16 protein-coding genes and 2 tRNA genes are annotated in these 20,042 nt (G+C 44.2%); 11 read left to right on the top strand and 7 right to left on the bottom strand.

What is annotated here, in order from left to right:
- The gene (gene ccmE / locus RTS10_RS05465; protein WP_040404183.1) at positions 1–486 is read left to right on the top strand and encodes a cytochrome c maturation protein CcmE; all 486 of its coding nucleotides are present in this window, start codon (positions 1–3) and stop codon (positions 484–486) included.
- A 220-nt stretch (positions 487–706) separates the two neighbouring features.
- On the opposite strand, the gene RTS10_RS05460 is transcribed toward ccmE, so the two are convergent.
- The gene (locus RTS10_RS05460) at positions 707–1,009 is read right to left on the bottom strand and encodes a hypothetical protein (protein ID WP_312539534.1); all 303 of its coding nucleotides are present in this window, start codon (positions 1,007–1,009) and stop codon (positions 707–709) included.
- Positions 1,010–1,585: 576 nt separating this feature from the next.
- Here RTS10_RS05460 and ypfJ point away from each other — a divergent pair.
- Entirely contained in the window at positions 1,586–2,470 is an 885-nt protein-coding gene (ypfJ, locus tag RTS10_RS05455; RefSeq protein WP_100270536.1) for a KPN_02809 family neutral zinc metallopeptidase, read from the top strand.
- Between the two features lie 123 nt (positions 2,471–2,593).
- On the opposite strand, the gene rho is transcribed toward ypfJ, so the two are convergent.
- On the bottom strand, positions 2,594–3,862 hold the full coding sequence (gene rho / locus RTS10_RS05450) for a transcription termination factor Rho (RefSeq protein WP_060994528.1): 1,269 nt from the start codon (positions 3,860–3,862) through the stop codon (positions 2,594–2,596).
- A 414-nt stretch (positions 3,863–4,276) separates the two neighbouring features.
- Positions 4,277–4,600, bottom strand: coding sequence for a thioredoxin (trxA, locus tag RTS10_RS05445; RefSeq protein WP_036589854.1), 324 nt, complete (start codon positions 4,598–4,600; stop codon positions 4,277–4,279).
- A gap of 511 nt (positions 4,601–5,111) precedes the next feature.
- Between trxA and RTS10_RS05440 the strand changes: the two genes are divergently transcribed.
- The 5 genes from RTS10_RS05440 (at position 5,112) to RTS10_RS05420 (ending at position 11,020) form a co-directional block, all read left to right on the top strand.
- Positions 5,112–6,635: a Ppx/GppA phosphatase family protein gene (locus RTS10_RS05440; RefSeq protein WP_312539533.1), complete on the top strand. Its 1,524-nt coding sequence runs from the start codon at positions 5,112–5,114 to the stop codon at positions 6,633–6,635.
- A gap of 123 nt (positions 6,636–6,758) precedes the next feature.
- The gene (locus RTS10_RS05435; RefSeq protein WP_312539531.1) at positions 6,759–7,568 is read left to right on the top strand and encodes an acetyl-CoA carboxylase carboxyltransferase subunit alpha; all 810 of its coding nucleotides are present in this window, start codon (positions 6,759–6,761) and stop codon (positions 7,566–7,568) included.
- Between the two features lie 123 nt (positions 7,569–7,691).
- Positions 7,692–9,221, top strand: coding sequence for a tRNA lysidine(34) synthetase TilS (gene tilS, locus RTS10_RS05430; RefSeq protein WP_312539530.1), 1,530 nt, complete (start codon positions 7,692–7,694; stop codon positions 9,219–9,221).
- Between the two features lie 209 nt (positions 9,222–9,430).
- Positions 9,431–10,270, top strand: coding sequence for a pyrroline-5-carboxylate reductase (proC, locus tag RTS10_RS05425; RefSeq protein WP_312539529.1), 840 nt, complete (start codon positions 9,431–9,433; stop codon positions 10,268–10,270).
- 117 nt (positions 10,271–10,387) lie between these two features.
- Positions 10,388–11,020 (top strand): YggT family protein, encoded by a 633-nt coding sequence (locus tag RTS10_RS05420; RefSeq protein WP_050324582.1) that lies wholly within the window; start codon positions 10,388–10,390, stop codon positions 11,018–11,020.
- Between the two features lie 49 nt (positions 11,021–11,069).
- Here the strand turns inward: RTS10_RS05420 and RTS10_RS05415 are convergent, their stop codons facing one another.
- On the bottom strand, positions 11,070–12,707 hold the full coding sequence (locus RTS10_RS05415; protein WP_312539528.1) for a phospholipase D-like domain-containing protein: 1,638 nt from the start codon (positions 12,705–12,707) through the stop codon (positions 11,070–11,072).
- 10 nt (positions 12,708–12,717) lie between these two features.
- Complete coding sequence (locus RTS10_RS05410) at positions 12,718–13,527, bottom strand: hydroxymethylpyrimidine/phosphomethylpyrimidine kinase (RefSeq protein WP_312539569.1); 810 nt, start codon at positions 13,525–13,527, stop codon at positions 12,718–12,720.
- Positions 13,528–13,845: 318 nt separating this feature from the next.
- Between RTS10_RS05410 and RTS10_RS05405 the strand changes: the two genes are divergently transcribed.
- The 3 genes from RTS10_RS05405 to RTS10_RS05395 all read left to right on the top strand — a co-directional run bounded on the left by RTS10_RS05405 (position 13,846) and on the right by RTS10_RS05395 (position 15,035).
- Positions 13,846–13,935: transfer RNA gene (locus RTS10_RS05405), tRNA-Ser, on the top strand.
- Positions 13,936–14,038: 103 nt separating this feature from the next.
- Positions 14,039–14,115, top strand: a tRNA-Arg gene (locus RTS10_RS05400).
- A gap of 272 nt (positions 14,116–14,387) precedes the next feature.
- A complete protein-coding gene (locus RTS10_RS05395) occupies positions 14,388–15,035 on the top strand; it encodes an RDD family protein (protein WP_312539527.1) in 648 nt (215 codons plus the stop codon).
- Here RTS10_RS05395 and RTS10_RS05390 read toward each other — a convergent pair whose 3' ends face one another.
- Both RTS10_RS05390 and RTS10_RS05385 read right to left on the bottom strand, forming a co-directional pair.
- A complete protein-coding gene (locus tag RTS10_RS05390) occupies positions 15,036–15,941 on the bottom strand; it encodes a polyprenyl synthetase family protein (RefSeq protein WP_312539526.1) in 906 nt (301 codons plus the stop codon).
- A 101-nt stretch (positions 15,942–16,042) separates the two neighbouring features.
- On the bottom strand, positions 16,043–17,863 hold the full coding sequence (locus RTS10_RS05385; RefSeq protein WP_312539525.1) for an acyl-CoA dehydrogenase C-terminal domain-containing protein: 1,821 nt from the start codon (positions 17,861–17,863) through the stop codon (positions 16,043–16,045).
- Between the two features lie 386 nt (positions 17,864–18,249).
- Here RTS10_RS05385 and RTS10_RS05380 point away from each other — a divergent pair, with 386 nt between their 5' ends.
- On the top strand, positions 18,250–20,031 hold the full coding sequence (locus RTS10_RS05380; RefSeq protein ID WP_312539568.1) for an ABC transporter ATP-binding protein: 1,782 nt from the start codon (positions 18,250–18,252) through the stop codon (positions 20,029–20,031).
- The last annotated feature ends 11 nt before the right edge of the window (positions 20,032–20,042 follow it).

Below are 20,042 nucleotides of genomic sequence, written 5' to 3'. Positions count from 1 at the left end.
ATGAATAAAGTACGACAAAAAAAATTAATGTGGGTGATGGCAACCTTATTTGGCGCAATCATTGCCGTCGTCCTTGTGATTTATGCGGTAGGACAACAAACCGACTATTATTTTGACCCCACAGCAATCAGTCAAGGCAAGGCACCTGAAGATACCCGTATCCGAGCAGGGGGCATGGTCGTGCGCGGTAGTGTCGAGCGAGATAGCACAGACCCACTCAATGTCAAATTTAAAATCACCGATTTTAAATCCACCGTGCCGGTATCCTATAAAGGCATCTTACCAGATTTATTTGCCGAAGGTTCGGGCGTGGTAGCCACAGGTTCGCTTGAAGGCAATACTTTTGTAGCAAGCGAAGTATTAGCAAAGCATGATGAGAATTATATGCCGCCAGAAGTGGCAAAATCACTAAAAACCCAGCATCAAGCTAACGGCACGGATGTTAACCAAGCCCAGTTTATGCCAGCTACCCCTGTTAAACAATAAATTCACTTAGCTAAAAAGCCACTTAGGTAAAAAATTAATTAGCTAAAAAATCAGCGGGCTAAGAAAGCCATGTAGCTAAAAAAGTGGGCATTGACCCACTTTTTTAATATCTAAATAATGTTAAAAATTTTATGCCATACAAAATCTTTAACCATAAAATTTTTAAGCATAAAAAAAGGAAACCGCTCGGGTTTCCTTTTTGTTCAGTTTAAAAAACTGATTATTTTGCAGCAGATGCAGAAGCGTCAGCAACAGTTGCAGCAGCAGAAGCGGCAGCATCAGCTGAAGCTGGTGCAGCAGCAGATGCAGTGTCTACAACAACAGTAGAAGCGTTAACAGTTGCAGCAGATGCAGTTACTGCTGGTGCAGAAGCTTCAACAGTGGTAGTAGTAGTTGATGAAGCAACTGTAGTTGAAGCAGTGGTAGAGGCAGCAGCTGGTGCAGCTTCTTCTTTTTTGCTACATGCAGTCATAGCTAAAGATGCAGCAACTAAACTCGATACAGCGATTAATTTAACGTTCATTACGTGTTCTCCTAAAGAAAATAACCCCGTATTCACTCGACGATACTCTAAATAAACGGTTTATTTAGAATTAAAGACACACGGGACATGAAACTGGCAATATTGTAGCGGAAACTTAGTCAAGATAGAATAACTTTCGCATAAAAAAATATAATAAATCTGATAAAAGGTTGTAACAAAATAACACCGCAATCACAAATACAACTTTTTAGATTTATTGATATCGCACGAGAAAGATATCTTTTTTAGCTTTTCGCGGAAAATGACGTATTATACGCATAAAAATATGGCAAAGATATCTTTATTTTTGTAAATTTACAAAATTTTTTCTATTTCCCGTACTGTATTAAATAATACCAAAAAAATAATTTTTTTTTGGCAATAAATGGTTAATTTTAATCAGGTTTGGCAGATTTTAGATAGGTAATAATAAGTTACATTAGTGGTATATTGTTAGGGTTTATTGTCAAAAATCTGTATAAAACTACGATTTCACACAGTAATTTTTAGGCAAAATGCTACAATGCCAAAATAAGCATATTATAAAAGCAAGATAGTATTTAAGGAGGTATTGGTATGAAGTGGGAAGATCGTGATGGTAGCTCGAATGTATTAGTCAGCGGCGGTAAAGCCGTGGGTGGCGGTATTGGTACTATTATCATTGGTTTGATTTTATGGCTGGTGTTTGGTATGAATCCTATGACTGCGATGCAAACAGGTTCTGCAATCACAGGTGGCAATAGTAGCGGTCAACAAACCCTTGACCAGCAAACGGCTGACCGCGACCAAAAATTTGTCTCAGTGGTGTTAAAAGACACGGAAGAAGTGTGGGGTCAGATTTTTAGTGAAAACAATATGCAATACCAACAGCCTAAATTAGTGTTATTTAATGGTATGGTACGTTCGGGTTGTGGTAATGCGTCTTCAGCGACAGGGCCTTTTTACTGTCCTGCTGACCAACGCATCTATCTTGATACCAGTTTTTTCCAAGAAATGCGCCAAAAATTGGGTATCACAGGTGACCAAAATGGCTCAGGTGATGCACAAAACCAAGGTAAAGCAGGTGACTTTGCACAGGCTTATGTCATTGCTCACGAGGTGGGTCACCATGTACAAAATCAGTTAGGTATTAGCCAAAAAGTAGATGAAGCCAGTCGCCGTGCCACGCAAGCGCAAGCCAACAATTTATCAGTGCGTCAAGAACTACAAGCGGACTGTTTTGCGGGTGTTTGGGCAAACCGTAACCAACAACGTGTTCAATTCTTAGAGCAAGGCGATATTGAAGAAGCGATTAATGCGGCGGAGCAAATCGGTGATGACCGTTTGGCCCAAGCCAGTGGTCGTGCCGCTGTCCCTGATAGCTTTACCCATGGTACCAGTCAACAACGTATGACGTGGTTTTCACGCGGTTTAAAATCGGGTGATATCAACCAATGCGATACTTTTAGTGGTGCAATTTAAGTAGCGTTGCGATTTAAGCCCAAAGGACGCCAATAAAAAAGACACCAACAAAAAGCTCAACACCAGGTTGAGCTTTTTCATTTCTATGAGTCAGCTAATTAACAGGATTAAGCGGTAACATGATTAAGATTTATCTTTACGCGTCATTTGCTCAAAGAATTCATCATTGGTTTTTGAGTCTTTAAGTTTTTCTAGCAAAAATTCGGTAGCTTGTAGTTCATCCATGGGGTGTAGCAGTTTGCGCAGAATCCATACTTTGCGTAGCATCGCTTCATCCATCAAACGCTCTTCACGGCGAGTGCCCGATTTTTTGATATTGATGGCAGGGAATACCCGTTTTTCGGCAATGTCTCGCTCAAGGGTAATTTCTTGGTTACCTGTCCCCTTAAACTCTTCATAAATCACCTTATCCATGGTACTGCCTGTGTCAATCAAAGCGGTTGAAATAATGGTCAAGCTACCGCCTTCTTCGACATTACGTGCGGCACCAAAAAAGCGTTTTGGGCGTTCTAGTGCATTGGCATCCACCCCACCAGTCAATACCTTACCCGATGAAGGCAATACCGTATTATAGGCGCGGGCTAAACGCGTAATGGAATCGAGTAAAATCACCACGTCTTGTTTGTGCTCAACCAAGCGTTTGGCCTTTTCAATCACCATTTCGGCGACTTGTACGTGACGGGTTGGCGGCTCATCAAAGGTCGATGCGACCACTTCACCACGCACCGTACGCTGCATTTCGGTCACTTCTTCAGGACGCTCGTCAATGAGCAGCACGATGAGATAACATTCTGGGTTGTTTTTGGTGATGGATTGCGCGATAGATTGTAGCAGTACAGTTTTACCCGCTTTTGGTGGGGCGACAATAATCGAGCGTTGTCCTTTACCAATCGGGGCAATCAAGTCAATGATACGGCCGGTTAAGTCTTCTGTGGTACCGTTACCCAGTTCTAGGCGAAGCTGCTGGGTGGGGAAAAGTGGGGTTAAATTTTCAAAAATCAGTTTGTGGCGAGAGCGGTCTGGGGTATCGAAGTTGATTTCGTTAACTTTTAATAGGGCAAAATAACGCTCAGAATCCTTGGGTGGGCGAATCGTCCCTGCGATTGAGTCACCCGTCTTGAGATTGAAACGGCGAATTTGGCTCGGACTCACATAGATATCATCGGGACCCGCTAGGTAAGAGCCTTCCGACGATCGTAAAAAACCAAAGCCATCGGGCAAAATCTCAAGCACGCCATCCCCATAGATAGCTTCACCGTTTCGGGCGTGGGTTTTTAAAATGGCAAAAATGATATCTTGTTTGCGACTACGGGCCATGTTTTCTAGACCCATTTGCTCGCTAATCAACAACAATTCAGCAATCGATTTTTTCTTGAGTTCAGTCAAATTCATAGGTAAATCATCAATAACTAATTTTGAACCACCTCAAAACGTGAGTCGAGCAAAGGCGCTGCATCGTTTTAAGACAGTAGGGTGTGAAGAGAATATAAAGAGAAAAAAATAGAAACGTTTGAAATGATTAACTGAGCGTTGCAAACAGACAATACCAAGTACTAAACCAAATAATAGTAAATGCCTGCTAACGTAACGTTAAGCATATCGATAAGATAGTTATTTTGTGAGACACACTATACGACTTGACATATTCATTTGTCAATGTATGGGCATAAAAAACCGCGATTTTTTTACTCACAAGTATCAAAATCGCGGCGAATCTCACTGGTAATTATCAAAAAAATATACCGTTACCAATATAAAAATTCAATTTAACCTATTAACCTACGCTAATGATTCTTACCCTAGCGATTATAAGTGTTTGTTGATAAGAGCAGTCAATTGGGCTTTTGGTTGCATACCCATAGTAGCATCCACTTTTTCACCGTTTTTGAACATAAATAAGGTAGGGATACTACGGATACCATATTGTGCAGCTAGGTTTGGATTTTGGTCAACGTCGATTTTAACAATTCGCGCTTTACCCTCATATTCTGAAGAAAGCTCGTCTAATACAGGGGCAATGGCTTTACATGGACCACACCAAGTTGCCCAAAAATCAACCAATACTGGGGTATCTGATTGTAATACTGCTTTTTCAAAAGTACCTTCATCGGCATGAATAACTGAAGACATAGTAACTCCTACGTGTTGATGTTGTTAACTGTTAGGTTTTGGATTACGGTTAAGTAATGACCCAAATGCTTGTTTTTGCCCAGTGCTTGTTTTTGCCTAATAAAAAAATCTTAATATTGGATACAATCAAACAGTGATAGAAACATTGAAGTGATAGAAACAATGATAGGATAGTGAAATCTATTAAACAGACACCCAAAGGCAAATTACTTTATAGTGATTATTATGATAGGGTCATCTTAGCATAACACAACCCCAAAACAGGGTATGGCTATGGTTAATTGTTTTGATAGTTATGATAAGAAACATTAATGGTATCTAACTAATGGTATCTAAATGATTGTAACGATAGAAGTTTTTAGAAAATGTTAAAGTCAATTTTTTTCACTGATGGACAGGCATGGGGGGAGGCAAAAGTTGCAGTTGCAATAAAATGGCTTTTACTCAGGGGTGAAAATGCGTAAAATGGTGTTTAATCGAATTATTGACTTTAACCGACACTAAGTGAAATATGCCTGACTTACTTGCTAACAACGAACTTATGGCCGCCATTGATATTGGCTCAAATAGCTTTCATCTTGCCATCGCGCGGTTAGACCATGGGGAAGTACGCAAATTAGCATCAATGTCAGAAAAAGTGCAGCTTGCCGCTGGACTTGATGAAAACAACTATTTGTCGCTTGAGGCACAAAAACGTGGGCTGGATTGTTTGACCCGTTTTGTTGGACGACTAGACGCTGTCTCACCACAGCGGTTGCGGATTGTGGCTACCAATGCCCTACGCCAAGCCAAGAATGCCGATGAATTTATTCGACAAGCCAATTTAATTTTACCCAAACCCTTAGAAGTTATTGCGGGGCGAGAAGAAGCGCGTCTAATTTATTTGGGTGTTTCTCATACCAATGCCAGTACCGACAAACGCTTGGTGATTGATATTGGGGGTGGTTCGACGGAGTTTATTATTGGCAAAGGCTTTGACCCGATTTTGACCGAAAGCCTACAGATGGGCTGTGTTGCTTTTACCAAATCCTATTTTACTGACGGCGCTATCACCGAAAAAGCGTTTGAAAAAGCGATTGCTGCGGCGAGAAAAGAAGTGCTTGGTATTAGCCGCTTGTACCAAAAAACGGGTTGGGACAGTGTCACGGGCTCAAGTGGCACAATTAAAGCCGTCAATCAAATTTTGCTGCAACTTGGACTTGCCGATGAAAATGCTCGTGTGACCTACAGCGGTGTCAAAGAAATCCAAAGATTACTGATTAAAGCAAAACATATCGACAATATTGATTTTGCCGATATTAAAGACACCCGTAAAGTAGTGTTGCCGGCTGGTGTCGCGGTGCTGCTCGCAGCGATGAATGTTTTGGGCATTGATACCATCTCTTATTCAGATGGTGCACTGCGTGAAGGCGTCATGTACGATATGCTCGGGCGTTTTGCCAGTGAAGATGTGCGTGATCGCAGTGTACAAGCCTTGATGACGCGTTATTCGGTCGATAGAAAACAAGCAAAACGTGTGGTACGTACCGCGCAGCAGCTGTTTGACCAAGTGAGAAATCGCTTGGGGCTTGATGAAGAAGACGCGGATTTACTTCGCCGTGGTGCCTATCTATACGAAATTGGTCTTGCCATTAGCCATAGTAGCTATCATAGGCACAGTGCCTATTTGCTAGAAAATTCGGATATTGACGGGTTTTCACAAGTCGATAAAACACGCTTGTCGCAGCTCGTGATGCACCATCGCCGTAAATTAAAACCTGATAGTTTTGATGAAGTCAAAATGGTGGGTGGTGACAATCTGGTGTATTTAACTTTGATTTTACGCCTAGCGGTACTGGTGCATCACAGCCGTAGCAAACATGATACGCTACCGATTCACCTAGCGGCTAAAGATAACCATACTTGGGAAGTTTCGGTAAATTTAGCGGATGATAACGCAAGTCTTGTGCTATCAGATTTGCAAGATGAAATTGATATTTGGCAAAAGTGGGGCATGAGCTTATCCATTACCACTTACGAGCCAGCTATTGGGTAAGCAAATGGCTAAGTAAATAGTTAAACAAATGGCTAAGAAAATTTTTAAATAAAGTTAAGCGTTTAGGTCTGTCATACGATATTGAGATGACAACAGTTGTAATAAAACAAGGGAATAACGACAATGAGTGTTTGGGAAAAAGTACAGCTTGCACGTCATGCAAAACGACCATTATTTTTGGATTATGCCAACCAGCTGTTCACGGAATTTGATGTGCTGCAAGGGGATCGCGCGTATGCTGATGACAAAGCGATTTTGGGGGGTATGGCGATGTTTAACGACCAGCCTGTCATGCTGATTGGTCAACATCGCGGTCGCAGCACCCGTGAGCGTATAGAATACAATTTTGGTATGGCAAACCCAGAAGGCTATCGCAAAGTAGTTAGACTGGTGCAAATGGCAGAACGGTTTAAATTGCCGGTGCTGACCTTTATCGATACCCAAGGCGCATATCCTGGCGTGGGTGCAGAAGAGCGGGGTCAAGCCCAAGCGATTGCCCAAAGTATTGCGGTATTTTCATCCTTGAATGTGCCTGTGATTGCCACGGTAATCGGTGAAGGGGGGTCAGGCGGTGCATTGGCGATTGGCGTCGCTGATCGTATCAATATGCTAGAAAACAGCATTTATTCCGTGATTTCGCCTGAAGGTTGCGCATCGATTTTGTGGAAAACGGCTGAAAAAGCGCCACAAGCCAGTGAGGCGTTGAAACTCAGTGCAGCAAATTTAAAATCCCTTGGCTTGATTGATGAAGTCATCGCAGAAGGCGAGGGCGCACATATTAACAGCGATGTCGCTATGACCAACCTTAAAGCCACGCTGGAGCAACAGCTAGCGGGGCTTATAAAGCTGGATGAACAAACACGTCTGCAACAACGCTATGAAAAATTGATGAGCTTTAATTCTACGGTGTCCTTACCAAAAGCCTCTGCTTGATTGTCAGTGATTTAACCTATTTTAATGACCCATGGGCGTTTATTTAGACGCCCATTATTTTATCCCATTTGTTTTATCTCACTGTTTTTCTCTTGCCGCATGAGCTTGAGCGCTATGTGTACTATGTCGTCTATCCTTATGTCATCTGTCCCTATGTCACCTGTCATTGAAGCGATTAAACAAAGTTATCAAACCCATATCAACCCGCACCCCAAGGCTGCCACTAAAATTTATATTGCGTGCAGTGGCGGGCGAGACTCGATGGTATTACTGTTCGCCTGTCAGCAGCTACAACTACCCATTCATGTGATTCATATCAATCATAAATTGCAAAAAGTCAGTGATGAGTGGCAACAACTGGTAGAAGGCTATTGCCACAAGCACCACATCGACTATGACAGCGTTTGTATCGAGTGGCAATCGCAGCAAGTTTATGCCGCCGATAGCACAATCAGCCAAGAACAACAAGCCAGCACACAACAAGCCAATGAACAACAAGCCAATGAACAACAAGCCAATGAACAACAAGCCAATGAACAACAAGCCAGAACCGCTCGCTATCGTGCCATCATACAGATTGCAGGCGAAAACGCCATTGTTGCCTTGGCGCATCACGCCAACGATCAGGTGGAAACCTTGTTGATAAACCTATGTCAAGGGACAGGATTGGCGGGGCTGACAGGCATGACGGCGTTTGGGGTGCAACATGAATTTGGCAAACCCATTTGGTTATGGCGTCCGTTGCTTGGGGTAACGCGTGATGAGATTAGCGACTTTGTAGCAGCGCAACATATCCCTCATGTCGATGATCCTACCAATTTTGGGGTAGCTAATCAGCGCGCTTTTTTACGTAATCAGATTTTGCCACTCCTGGGTGAGCGCTTTCATAAAGTAGTGCAAAATATCACCCGCACCCAGCAAAACCTGACCGAAGCGCATCACATAGTCGATGACCAATATCAACAAGATTTGGCGCTATGTCAGCGGTCAAATGGCTGGACAAATCATCAGCAATGTTTGCATATCCCCGATCTAAAATCATTGAGCCAAGCAAGACGCTTTAACCTATTGCATCATTGGGTCAAAGGCTCACAAAAATTTGCCCCCACTCGGCAATTGATTTTACAAATTGAGCAGTTACTACAATCAGCGCAAACAGACCAGCAAGCGATTTTACAGTGGCAGGGAATTGAAATTAGAAAATACCGCGATACCTTATACCGCCTTGATGCCGATTATGTGAAGGCGATTCATGGCAAATCAGATAACAAGGTATTAGCCAATTTGGCTGCCGATGTGGGGCTATCTGAGGAATTATCTGTGGGGCTATCTCTAGAATTGGCGCTTGCTATCAGAGCCGTGTTGCCCAATGAGTCTTTTCAATTATTGTCACAATCTTTTCACCAATCGTTTAAAAAACTGTGCCAACGATTTGATATTCCTAGCTGGGAGCGACAATTTGCCAAAGTGGTCATACTGGATGACAACAAAGAAAAGGCACTCCCGGCGTCTCAAACACCAAAACGGTTTGCTTTATTATTGCCCAATATCAGTGTTTGGCTGGCAGATGCCAGTGAGCTGAATTTGGCTACCCAAGCAGCTTGTCCGTGGCAATTGGTTTGGACATGCGGTCTTGATAGTGAATGTCATTGATTTAAGCCTGTCATGGGCTAAGACTGTCATGGACTTAGACTATCAAACGGGCATGAATCGCTTGAATTTGCGCCATGTACACCAATTTACGCTGTAAATTTGTCATCAAAATTTGCAGTAGGTATGGTAGACTTATTTGCGAATAATAGCGAGGGCGAACCCTTTAACTGCTTTCGTCACCCTACAAAAAATGACTACAAAGGACATCTATGGCAACCACAACTTCTCTTAATATCGCCTTTATTGGTGGCGGTAATATGGCATCGGCGCTCATCGCAGGGCTATTAGCAAAAGGTCAGCCACCTAGCCTACTGCATGTGGTTGAAACCGATGCTGAGAAGTTAGCGGATTTTCAAGCCAAAGGGTTGAATACCTACGATGCGAGCAATATCGACGATACCAAGCACGCCATCGAAAAAGCTGATGTGGTCGTGCTCGCTGTCAAACCGCAGGTCATTAAAGATGTGCTACTGCCAGTCAAAGACAGCTGGGGCGAGCAAGTGGTTATTTCAATTGCCGCGGGGATTGCTACCGATAGTTTAGCCGAATGGTTGGGACCGCAAGTCAAACTAGTGCGAGCGATGCCAAATACCCCTGCGATGATTCAAATGGGCGCCACAGGCCTGTACGCGACAGCAGCGGTGAGCGAGGCGGAGCAGCAACTTGCGCAGCAAGTGATGTCCGCAGCAGGACTGGTGTTATGGGTAGATGACGAAGACCTACTGCACGCCGTGACTGCTATCTCAGGGTCAGCGCCTGCGTATTTCTTTTATATGTTAGAGAACATGATTGCCACAGGTGAAAAATTGGGGCTGACCCAAACCCAAGCCACGGCTTTGGCAATGCAAACGGCACTGGGCTCAGCGCAAATGGCATTGACCAGTCATGATACGCCAGCTGAGCTGCGTCGCAAAGTGACCTCGCCCAATGGGACTACCCAAGCGGCAATTGAAGTGATGGATGCTAAACAAATGCATCAAACTATTGCCGATGCCATGCTAGCATGTGAGCAGCGCTCGCGTGAGCTCAGCCTAGCGTTTGGCAAATAACTCGACTTGGCTACAACATGGGCTATAACATTGGCTCCAACAGTAAATTTTAATTGACTATCTTAACGGCTTATCGTTAACAAGTGTGTAAGCAGCAAATAAGGATAAAAACAGGGCATGACTAATCTTTTGGCAGGGTTGTTTGATATCGTCGTCGCGGCGGCGATGATACTGGTTTTCTTTCGATTTATGCTGCAGTTTGCTGGCATTACTGCAAAGGATGCGTTTGCCAAACCCATTTATCGTATGACACGCATTGTCGATGTGTTTGGACGTATTTTCCCAACCCTTGGCGATGGCAGAATCAATACCGCAAGTTTGGTGTTGCTGTTTTTGCTGCGGATGATTTTTATTTGGGGCGTGCTTGGCATGATGCGTATTGATAGTCAAAATATTGGCCTGTTCTATATGCCAGAGGTGAACTTAGCCATGGTTGATTATCTATCGCGGCATTTTTCACCTGTCATGATGTTTTTTGTGGCGGCCGTGACCTTGCTGATTGATTTTTTAAGAATGTGCCAGTACATCATCATTGGCTCCTTTATCGGGGGTTGGGTGATGCTTTTTACCCAAAAAATGCCAGCGATTTTTGGCCTGCTCACCTTGCTTAGTGAGCCAATTATTCAGCCATTTCGCAAAGTATTACCTGCCACCGGAATGCTTGATTTGGCACCTATGCTGGGTTTTTTCTTGATTATTTTGCTAGAAACCTTGGTGCAAACCGTAGGCGTTTATCTATTAACCCTATAGTCTTTGTAACCCTATAGTCTTTGGCAAACGACGATTAAATGAGTAAACTTTAAAGCAGTGGGCTAAACAGGCGAATAGCGTTGTCCAAGAATTTTGCCCCAAAGCTACGCTGCTGCCATCCATCGCGCTGTAATGGCTCACTTTGTTGCAGGTATTCATGTTGGCAAGTGAGCATTTGCTGGGTCATGGTACGATTATAAATCGCCATACTCACCTCCATATTCAGATAAAAACTGCGCATATCCATATTGACGGTACCAAATAAGCAATAATCGTCATCCACGCACAAAATCTTGGCATGTAGCAAGCCTGCATTGAACAAATAAATCTGCACCCCTGCTGACAACAGCGGCTCAAAATAAGCCTGTGAGGCAAACCGTACCAACAGCGAATCTACTTTTTTGGGTACATTTAAAATCACCTTGACCCCACGCTTGGCAGCGGTAGTGAGGGCAAGCAGCAGTGCATCATCTGGCACAAAATAAGGCGTGGTAATGACCACTTGTTTTTTGGCGGCAAAAATCGCACACACCAAGGTTTCGTAGATGACATGCCCCGTTAATTCTGGCGCCGATGGAATCAGCTGCAAACTGACTTGACTCACCGATGGGTAGGCTTGTAGGTTGCTTTGCAGTGGCAAAATGTTAAGCAGGGGCGGCTTAGGGGCACCAGTGTTAGCGTTTTGACCTACCTCGCGAGCGTTAGTCACATGTTGTAATTTATGATGATGCAGCTTTGCGGTGCCAATATAGAGCGACTTGGTAAAGCGATTAACGATTTTTTCAAGGCTTGAAAAATTGGCGTTGGTTTCTGCGCTGATATCCGTGGTCGTGACAAGTGACATGGCTTTCACCGAATTGACAGTATCATGGCTTTCCACCCGTATCATGACATCAATCCATTTGCCCACATGCTCGTTTTGTTTGAAAAAATCGGGGTCGATTAAATTAAAACTTCCCGTATAGCCATAGCAATTGTCAAAAATAGCTAGCTTACGATGGTTGCGGATATCAATGCGTTTGACAATAGTTTTGAACAAACCCACGGGCAGCGACTCATGCACAAAGACATCCGCATCTTTGAGTTTTTTCACCCACTGACTGCGAAAAAATGCATGACTGCCAACGCTATCAGCGAGCAAATGCACGGATACGCCGCGCTGGCTAGCCGCCATCAAGGCTTCTAATAACTCAATCACCCGGCCTTGTGGCGACACAATATAAAATTCCAGCAAAATCATCGTGTTTGCCGCACGGATATCGGCTAATAAACTGGCAAAAATATGGTCAGCGTCTGTCATCAGCGTCAGCGTATGATGGTCGTACACGCCAAGCCCGGTTTTTAGTAGGGCGATATTGCTCAGTTGTCGTGCTTCGGTATCTAAATTTTTGGAAATTTCATTAAAATCAATCTGCTGGGCGTTGGCAAAGTCACGCAGTAATTTTTGCGCCATCAAACTGCGCTTACGGTACTGGTGTCCAATATTGATTTCACCAAATAACATATAACCGATGATGCCAACAACAGGCAGGGCAAATAACACCGCAATCCAAGCAATGGCTACGCTTTGGTGGCGCTGCTGTTGAATAACCCGCACAACTAGCCAAAGCGTGATGAGAAAATGGGCGATCACACCTAGCTGTAATAGCAACGTCTTGACAATCGACCACTCCAATAATAACCCCATAGTAGCTTGCCTAACCTAGCATTGAGCTATAATGAAAGCGTTTGGGAATTCTTTGACCATGAGGGTGGACAATGTCAGCGACTTTGAGCACGTGTTGTGTCCAAATATCTGCGCATTGTACCGCTGTCACAAGCTCATCACCCAGTGCCAAGCGACCTGCGATATAACTTGCTAGACTACAGCCTGAGCCATGATATTCACCCGCCAGTCTTGGCAAAATCGCTTGGTATGCCAGTCGGCAGGTTTGGTTGTCATTAACGTATAAATACTGCTCGATACCAGAGGCTTGGTTATCGTGAGACGTCTTGACTAGCACTGCTTTGGCACCTTGTTGACACAAATCTTTGGCGGCGGCGTGGAGATTGTCGATGCCTGTCAAATCACGCAGTTCAATGCTGTTGGGGGTCATTAGGGTCGCAAAAGGGGTTAGCTGGGCAAAGGCAGTCACCAAGGTGTCTTTGTCACCTAAAGCACCGCCACTGTTGGCCACCAGTACCGGGTCAAGCACATACGGCGTACCTGTTGCAATACTGCCATCGGTGAAAAGCTGCGCAAGCATTGCAATATTGTCAGTGGTGCCAAGCATCCCTGACTTGATAGCTTTGACAGGCAAATCATTGAGCACCGCCAGTGCTTGCGCCCTTACCAGCTCACTTGCGCATGCCTCAAACCCAAAAACTTGCTGTGAACTTTGAACGGTCACTGCGGTACAGGCAATCGCTGCATGACTCCCTGCTTGCCCAATCGACTCAATATCCGCTTGCAAGCCTGCACCACCTGATGGATCTAACCCCGAAAAACACAATACAGTGGGGCGCAGTGTCATGCTGGGTACTAAAATAGGGGCAAGGGTAGCAGGGGTTGACATAAGATTCTCACAGGCTGGTTATCAATCCTTATAAAGGATTGGTTAAGTGGTTTTTTTAATCATTAGTTTCAAACAGATTATCACATAACGACTAGGTCATGGGTAGGTATCGTGCTACTGCCAAGGTGCTGCAATTATTCTCACATAATTTTTTTAAAAAGTCTTGCAAATTTGGATTGGTTTGTTATAATGCCCACCCACAATACTTGAGGTTAATGGTAACATTGACTAAAATTATTGTACGGTGTGATAGATAAGTAAGAACAATTCGGTGACGTGGGTGAGTGGCTGAAACCACAGCCCTGCTAAGGCTGCATACGGGAAACTGTATCGAGGGTTCGAATCCCTCCGTCACCGCCATTTATTGAAGCAAAATTAGTTTTAAAATTATTTAAAATAAAGTTTGACAAAATAAATAATCTAACTTATAATAGCGCCCACTTCAAACGAAGACATTAGTTAAGCGCTTGTAGCTCAGTTGGATAGAGCATCAGGCTACGAACTTGAGGGTCGGGGGTTCGACTCCCTCCAAGCGCACCACTAATTACTTTGTTAAAATTAATCGCCACTCTTTGAGTTTAGGCGATTTTTTTTATGCCTTATTTTTTTATGCCTCATATTACTCGGCGGGTTATTTTGCCGTTCCGTTTTTTTCACCACTGCCTCACTATTGCCTAAGGCATTTTTATCCCAGTTATGTTTATCTGAGCCATGCGTTGATGTGTCTCGAAGGGGCGTTTGAGTCATAGCCTTTTGGTTGTATTTAGGCTACAATTTCGCTTAATTGCTACCATCATTCGCTTGCCATACCTATGCCTAAAACCGAAACCCCAATGTTAAAAACAGCTAAAACCAACAACCAGCCGCAATCCATGCAATCAGCGCCATTGCCAGAACAACAACCGGTGATGGCAAAAGCGGCTACTCGGCTGATTGCTATGCTGTATGATGGTATGTTGATTTTGGCGATGCTATTTTTTGTGCAGATGCTGCTTATTGTATTGGGGACTAAACTGCTAGGTTTGGCAGGGACGGATATGAAGCAAGCGGCGACATTACCGCTATGGTATCGTAATGTTGTGCAAATTCCCGCCTTTGTGATTATCTTGGTCGGGTTTTATGGGGTATTTTGGCGTAAGGCAGGGCAGACGCTTGGCATGCAGACTTGGCGACTCAAAACCATGAACCGTGATGGCTCATTGCTAAGTTGGCGGCAATCGATGATGCGGATATTAGCCGCGTGTTTATTGCCGGTGCTCTGCGGGATGATAGGCTATCTTATCCACCAGTCGGTGGGTGCGCTGTATTTTAGTATGTTTATTGGGCTATTGTTTAATTATTGGTTCGCATGGGTCAATAAGCAAGGCTTGGCGCTGCATGATTTGCTGTCAAACACCGTGACCATGAAAATGCCAAAAATTAACCACGAAGGCTTGTTTGCTGGGTTTAGAAAGAAATAATTACTTGTCTCTCGCCCACAACCAGTCTGCCAAATCGAGCAAATAGTTATTAGCGCCAAATTCAGCAATCACCGCATTTTTAGCGGCATCAAATAAGCTTTGCGCGTAGGTTTTGGCAGCTTCCACGCCCAGTAGTTTGACATAAGTGGATTTATCCAATTTCTCATCACTACCCGCGGGTTTGCCAAGCTGCTCGGTATCGGCAGTCACATCCAAAATATCATCTTGTACTTGGAAAGCCAAACCAATCTGCTCGGCAAAGCTATTGAGGGCTTGCCGCTCGCTGTCAGTCGCGTTGGCACAGATGGCACCCATCAATACTGCAGCTTCAATGAGCGCGCCTGTTTTGTCACGGTGGATGGCTTCAAGCGCAGTTTGGCTAAGCTGTTGGTGCTCGCCATTTAAATCCAGCATTTGCCCCATGACCATCCGCCGTGCCCGTGGCGCAAACGTAGCAGAAAGCGGAGTGGCAAACTCGCTGTTTTCACCAAAATACGCATGGGTCAAGGCTTCAAATGCCAAGGTCTGTAGCACGTCACCAGCAAGCATGGCAGCGGCTTCACCATAGGCGATATGGGTGGTAGGGCGACCTCGGCGCAGCGCATCATCATCCATACAAGGCAAGTCATCATGCACTAGCGAATAGCCGTGCAGACACTCCACCGCCATCATGGCACGGCGCACGTCATTAGACAATGGATGGGATGGGTTGGCAAGACTGTTGTCGGTTTTTACCGTGGCAAAAGTTGCGGCAACCAGTAAAGGACGTACCCGTTTGCCGCCATTGCTCATCGCGTATAGGCTTGCTTCATGCAGCGGTGAGGGTAACTTGCAGACTTGGAGGTAGGCTGTGATATCCGATTCTAGTTGGTCAATGACTTGGCGCGAAAAAGCAGTAAATTCCATAATCAATTCTTTTGTATGTGTTAAAATTTTGAGCAATAAAAAAGCTGCCCCCATTAAGGTTGAGCAGCCTTTTTGTAAAATGGCGCAACAAGTTTAACCCATTAGTCTAGGAAATTAAAGCTATCTAAATCCATCGCCATTAACTCGCTTGGTGCCAACATGCTCTCTGAGTGACCTGAGGCGCGTGGCAATAGTTTTTCAAAATAGAACTCAGCGGTTTTGATTTTGGCTTCATAGAATTCTTTGGTTTCGCTGCCGCCATTTTTGAGTTTGTCGTACGCTACTGCTGCCATACGTGCCCAGTGATAGCCCATGATGACATAGCCTGAGTACATTAAGTAATCATCGGATGCCGCTGAGACGATTTCACGGTCTTTACGAGCCGTGAGCATAATACGTGTGGTAAGGGTATTCCACTCTGCACAGTATTTGGTCAATTCCCAAACGAATTTACGCATCCCTTTATCTAATGCATATTCACTACACCATTTCATGATATTGGCGGTGTAATCCAGTAGCACTTTGCCTTTTGATTGGATTAACACTTTACGACCTAGTAGGTCAAGCGCTTGTACGCCTGTGGTACCTTCATACAAGGTTGAGATGCGCGCATCACGGGCGATTTGTTCCATGCCCCATTCTTTGATGTAGCCATGACCGCCGTAGATTTGCATACCATGTTTGGCACATTCAATGCTTAGTTCAGTTAAGAAGCCTTTGAGTATTGGGGTATAAAAGCCCAATTTATCATCCCATTTGTGGAATTCAGCATCGTCACCGAGCATCGCTCCTTCAAACATTTTATCAGCATAGCGTGATGCGTGATAAATCATTGAGCGCGCGCCTTCTGAGAAGGCTTTTTGGGTGAGTAACATACGCGCAACATCGGCATGATGGATAATCGCATCAGCCACTTGGTTTGGCTCTTTGGTACCTGATAGGGTACGCATTGAGCGGCGTTCTTTGGCGTAGGGCAATGAGTTTTGGAAAGCCAATTCCATATGCGCTAAGCCTTCCATACCTGTCCCTAGGCGGGCAGTGTTCATAAAGGTAAACATGGCTTTTAAGCCTTTATTCGGCTCACCGATTAAGTAGCCTGTGGCATTATCAAAGTTGAGTACCGCAGTGGCTGAAGCTTTGATACCCATTTTGTGCTCAATTGAGCCACAGTTAACGGGATTGCGCTCACCAATCTCACCGTTTTCTGTGACCAAGAATTTTGGCACGATAAATAACGAAATACCCTTGGTGCCTTCAGGCGCATCAGGTAGGCGTGCTAAAACGATATGCACGATATTTTCCGTTAAGTCATGTTCACCAGCTGAAATAAAGATTTTGGTACCACTAATCTTATAAGTACCATCTTCTTGTGGGATTGCTTTGGTTTTAACTTGACCCAAGTCAGTACCACATTGTGGCTCAGTCAAACACATGGTGCCCGACCAACGACCTTCTACCAAGGCTGGCATATAAGTGGCTTTTTGCTCAGGGGTGCCGTATTGCATGATGGTATTCATACAGCCTACCGACAGTCCTGGATACATGGCAAATGCCCAGTTTGCCGTGCCCATCATTTCACTTTTGATGAGGTTGACAGACATTGGCATATTCAAGCCACCAAATTCTTCAGGAAACGGTATGGCTTGATACCCAGCTTCAACGAACATATCATAAGCTTCTTTAAAGCCTTTTGGCGTGGTGACAACACCCTTGTCAAAATGGCAGCCTTCAGCATCGCCTGATTGGTACAGTGGCATCAAGACATTGCTACAATAATCTGCAAAGCTGTCTAGCATCATATTCACAGTTTCAGGATCGGCATTTTCACCAGATTTTAAGGTTTTATAGTGTTCGGGGTAATTAAATACTTCATTGGTTAAAAAGCGAATATCACGCAGGGGGGCTTTATATGATAATGGCATACGCTGAAATCCTTTTAATAGGCTATTAACTAAGATAGAAAATGAAAGGTAAAAATAAGTCTGCTCAGTATAAAGGTATTTGCCCCTAAAAGCTTTAAATCATAATAAATATTCATAAATAATACTAATTATCATAAAATTATTTTATGATTTTGTGTGAAAAGCTTCATATGGACAAGAATGCAACAATTACCAACTACCTAAAACGCAGTTGTTTTATTTACACTTTACCAAAAATATTAAGTAACCAAACGTATTGAAAAATCATTTGTGAGCCACTCTTGCCAAATCTTCCCAATCCATCCCCTAATCCATCGCTCTCTAACACGTTGACACTGCCAGCCAAACCTGCACCGCCATCACTCAACAAACGCGAGCGCGGCGCCGTGCTGTGGTCAATTATCAAAAAATTATCCGTTTTTGCAAAACCTTATCATTCATTAATCATAGCGACGTTGCTGCTTACGGTGATTGGTTCATTTGCCGCGCAGGTTAATGCTTTTGTACTGCGTTACACCGTCGATCATTTGACCGAGATTCTCAAGCTCAGCGAGCCGTGGCAGGAAGGTGCAAAACTGCTCATGACTATCAGCATCGTGCTACTGCTCAAAGAACTGTTATACGCGGCAATTAGCTTTGGACAGCGCTATTTTGGTGAAAAAATCCGCATTAATTTATCCCGGGATTTATCGCAAAAAGTCGTGACGCGTATTTTAAGTTACCGCATGGGGTTTTATACTCATCCTGATAACGACAGTGGTAAGCTGCAGACGCGCATTGATTTGGGTGTCAGTAGTCTGACGCGTTTGGTGCAAAACTTTTTTATTGATATGTTGCCCTTATTTGCCAATGCGATGGTAGCGCTGGTAGTGATGTTTAGCGCCAATGTGTGGGTGGGGATGGTAGGGCTGGTGATTGTGCCGATTTATTTTTATATCAGTCAAAAACAAGCCACGCGCTTGCAAGGCTTTCGTCGGCAGATGCGCCACTACCGGGAGAGCAAAAGCGAGCAAATCATTTCGCTCATTAACGCTATCACTGTGATTAAATCCTTTGTCCGCGAGCCGATTGAAGCGCAAAAACATTTTGCCATTCAAAAGGAGATGACCGATAACCAACTCAAAACGCGCGGTATTGGCTTTGGCTATGATGCACTCAAAAGCTTTATCGAGCAGATTGGTGTCGTGGCGATTATTATTTTAACGGCGTATTTTGTGCTGGATGGGCAGATGACCATTGGCATGATTATGTTTCATGTGTTGTTATTTCAAAACGTGGCATCGCCGATTCGCCAGTTGCATCGTATCTATGATGAGGTGAATGATGCGCTGACTTATGCCGAAGGGTTTTTTGATATCTTAGAAGATGATAGCCAAATCGAAGTGGTAGGCGGTGTCAATCCTGCGACGGTGCAGGGCGATATCGAACTTCAGCACGTGGATTTTGTTTATCCCAACGGCAACCAAGCCTTGCAAGATGTCAGCTTTCGCATTCGGCGCAACCGAATTACCGCGTTGGTCGGGTTGAGTGGCGCAGGTAAAAGCACCATTATCAATCTGTTGGTAAAATTTTATCAGCCCACGCACGGGCAAATTTTGCTCGATGGCAAGGATTTGCAAGATTATGATACCCATGAGCTACGCCAACAAATCGGTTTGGTGTTGCAAAAAAACCATATTTTTGGCGGGACTATTGAAGAAAATATTCGTTATGGCGATTTAACGGCCAGTCAAGCTCAGATTGAGCAGGCAGCAATACAAGCCTCTATTCATGAACAAATCACCCAGCTGCCCAAAGGCTACCAAAGCGAAGCCAAATCCTTGTCAGGTGGACAGCAGCAGCGTATTGCACTGGCACGTATGTTTCTCAAAAATCCGCCGATTGTCTTTTTGGACGAGCCGACCGCAAGCCTAGATGCCATTGCCAGCCAGCAAATCAAGCGCAGTTTGGATTTAATCAAACAAAATCGCACGGTGATTATCGTGTCGCACAATATCGCGCAGATTATTGACGCTGATGATTTGGTGGTCATCGAGCAAGGGCGCGTGGTGGAGACAGGCACGCATGATGAACTATACCGCAAGCAAGGCAAATACTATGAGATTTTTAATGCCATGTCCGATAGTTTAAATCTTGATAAAATCACCCAAACGTTAGAGAGCCATTAATTTCGGGTTCA

The sequence above is a fragment of the Moraxella sp. CTOTU47616 genome, from assembly GCF_032017465.1.
Classification (GTDB): domain Bacteria; phylum Pseudomonadota; class Gammaproteobacteria; order Pseudomonadales; family Moraxellaceae; genus Faucicola; species Faucicola tetraodonis.
The sequence above is the reverse complement of the archived record's forward strand: the minus strand, read 5'-3'. Positions and strand labels throughout refer to the sequence as shown.